Source organism: Neisseria sp. P0021.S006, assembly GCF_051956895.1.
Map to the genome: position 1 here is coordinate 1 of NZ_JBQCWZ010000101.1, position 3,007 is coordinate 3,007.

Annotated in this window: 1 protein-coding gene and 1 pseudogene; both read left to right on the forward strand. The window is 46.2% G+C overall.

The features are described from left to right. The first annotated feature begins 110 nt into the window (after nucleotides 1-110). On the forward strand, nucleotides 111-2,387 hold the full coding sequence (locus ACTHUM_RS11100) for a NosR/NirI family protein (protein ID WP_107792356.1): 2,277 nt from the start codon (nucleotides 111-113) through the stop codon (nucleotides 2,385-2,387). 106 nt (nucleotides 2,388-2,493) lie between these two features. After that, nucleotides 2,494-3,007: pseudogene (locus ACTHUM_RS11105) on the forward strand (TAT-dependent nitrous-oxide reductase); the annotation flags it as partial.

A 3,007-nucleotide genomic window follows, 5' to 3' on the forward strand; every position in this document is an offset into this window, starting at 1 on the left:
ATATAAGTGTTTAGAGTATCGATATATCGGGAATAGCCATGTCCTGTCTTGAAATGAAGTGCTTAAGTGGCATTTGGAAACGAATCCTTGTGCTGTTTGCTGTATTTTCTATGATGATAGTAAGCCTACCTGCTTACGCAGAGCGCTTGCCTGATTTCTTGGCAAAAATTCAGCCTTCTGAAATTTTTCCTGGTGCTGATCGCTACGGCAAACCTGAAGGTAAGCCTTTGGTTGCTCGTGTATATAAAGGCGAAGAGCAACTTGGCTTGGTTTATATCACGACTGATGTGGTTAATACGCGCGGTTATTCGAGTAAGCCGATTGATACGATGGTTGCATTGGCCAATGATGGCACTATTGCCGGAGCAAAATTGGTTGAACATCATGAACCAATTATGCTGATTGGTATTCCGCAATCCCGTGTTGATAAATTCATTGATAAATATATTGGCTTAAATTTTATTAAAAATCCTCCGCAGCCTGGCGTGGCTCCTGGTGATATCATCAGTGGTGCGACTGTAACGTTAATGGTGATTAACGACAGTATTCAGCGTTCTGTCAAATCGGTTATTCATCAATATCATTTGGGTACGGATAAAGCGACTCAAGCCGGTGCTGCTGCCGCTTCTGGTGAACAAGCTGCAAATGAGCCTGCGGTTCAAACCCGTCCCCGTCGTGCTGTGAATTCTGATAAACAAGATATTCAGTCTTGGAATGCACTGTTAGAACAAAAAGCTGTTGGTCATCTGCATATTTCTGTTGACGATATCAACAAATTGTTTGAAAAAGGTGGTAAAGCAGGTGTTGCTGAGCATGCAGAGCAGGGTGATGGTAACGATACATTCGTTGATTTATATGTTGCTTTGGTCAGCCAACCTTCTATCGGTAAAAGCCTTTTAGGTGAGGCCGGTTGGAATAATCTGCAAAAACGTTTGCAACCAGGTCAACAGGCGATTATGGTTGCCGGTGAAGGCCGATACTCTTGGAAGGGCTCAGGCTATGTGCGTGGCGGTATATTCGACCGTATCGAAATGATTCAGGGCGATACCAGCTTCCGTTTTACTGATGCACAACATGAGCGTGTAGTTGCTTTGGCAGCGGAAGGTGCACCTGCATTTAAAGAGGTCTCTTGGTTTACCATCCCGGAAGGTGTGGAATTTGATGCTGCCGAGCCATGGCGTTTACAACTGATGATTCAACGTGTGTTGAGCGTTAACGATAAAGCTTTTGTGAATGCAGATTTGGATTACGAATTGCCAAAAGGCTACTATGTCGATGATCCAAAAGCACCACCTGTTGAAATCAGCGCGCCGGTTGAGCAAGTTGCGGCTGTAGCTTCAGCTCCTGAAAGTACGGGTATTGCCGAAGATGCGACTGCCGGTGATGATGGTGTTTCCAACCAACTTTGGAAACAGGTTTGGAAAGCCAAACAAGGTCAAATTATTGTTGTCGGTATTGCTTTGACAATTCTCCTGTTGGTATTCCTGTTCCAAGACTGGATTGTACGTTACGAAAAATGGTATGACCGTTTCCGCCTCTGCTTCCTGACATTTACCCTGGTTTATATTGGTTGGTATGCGCAAGCGCAATTGTCGGTCGTCAATACATTGACCTTGTTCTCCGCAATTTTGACTGAATTCCACTGGGAATTCTTCCTGATGGATCCGCTGGTGTTCATTCTGTGGCTCTTTACAGCGGCGACCATGCTGTTGTGGAACAGGGGTACGTTCTGCGGCTGGCTGTGTCCTTTCGGTTCGTTGCAAGAATTGACCAATCGCATTGCTAAAAAACTGGGCGTAAAACAAATTACTGTGCCACATCTGTTGCATACGCGCCTGACAGCCATTAAATACGTCATCTTCTTCGGTTTGCTGGCTATTTCCCTGTATGATTTGGGTACTGCTGAAAAATTTGCAGAAGTTGAACCTTTCAAAACCGCAATTATTCTGAAGTTTATGCGCGAATGGTGGTTTGTATTGTTTGCTGCAGCTTTGCTGATTGCCGGATTGTTTATCGAACGTTTCTTCTGTCGTTATCTGTGTCCTTTGGGTGCGGGTATCGCATTGCCGGGTCGATTCCGTGTGTTTGACTGGCTGCGCCGCTATAAAATGTGTGGCAATCCTTGTCAGATTTGTACGCATGAATGTCCGGTACAGGCCATTGCACCAGAAGGCGATATCCATCCGAACGAATGTATCCAATGCCTGCATTGCCAGGTAATGTATCACCACGATACGCGTTGTCCTCAAGTAGTGGCAACGAATAAGAAAAAACAAAAACAAGCGGCAGCAAAATCTGAGCAGCACGATGCGGCAGCAACGAAAAATGCTCAAGAACAAGTTGTTCAGTTTGTTAAAAAAGAATCGGCAATTAGTGTTGATAAGTAGTTATTTATAAAAAAGAGGGCTGTATCGGCAGCCCAACTTAGAAATTTTTTCATCGGTAGGCCGTCTGAAAAAAATCGGCCGCCGGATTTTATCCAAGGAGTGTCGTATGTCAGACGAAAAATTAGAACAAAACGGCTTAAGCCGTCGTTCATTCTTAGGTACTGCCGCTGCTTCCGGCGCAGGTATTGCCGGTGCCGGTTTGTTGGGCTTGGCCGGTTGCTCTAACGGTGAGGGTGACAAAGCTGCTGTTTCTGGCGCAGCTCCTGCCGAAAAAGCCGCTGCTCATTCTGCCGAACCGGGCAAACAAACTTCCGAAGTCGGTCCAGGCGAACTTGACCAATACTACGGTTTCCTGTCAGGCGGTCAATCAGGCGAAATGCGCTTGATCGGTTTGCCATCTATGCGCGAACTGATGCGTATCCCAGTATTCAATATGGACAGCGCTACTGGTTGGGGTCGTACCAACGAGAGTCTGAGCGTTTTAAACGGAAACATTACGCCGGAAACCCGTAAATTCCTGCAAGACAGCGGTCTGCGTTGCTACCCTAACGGCGACTTGCACCACCCGCACTTGTCTTTCACCGACCAAACTTACGATGGCCGTTATGCTTACGCCAACG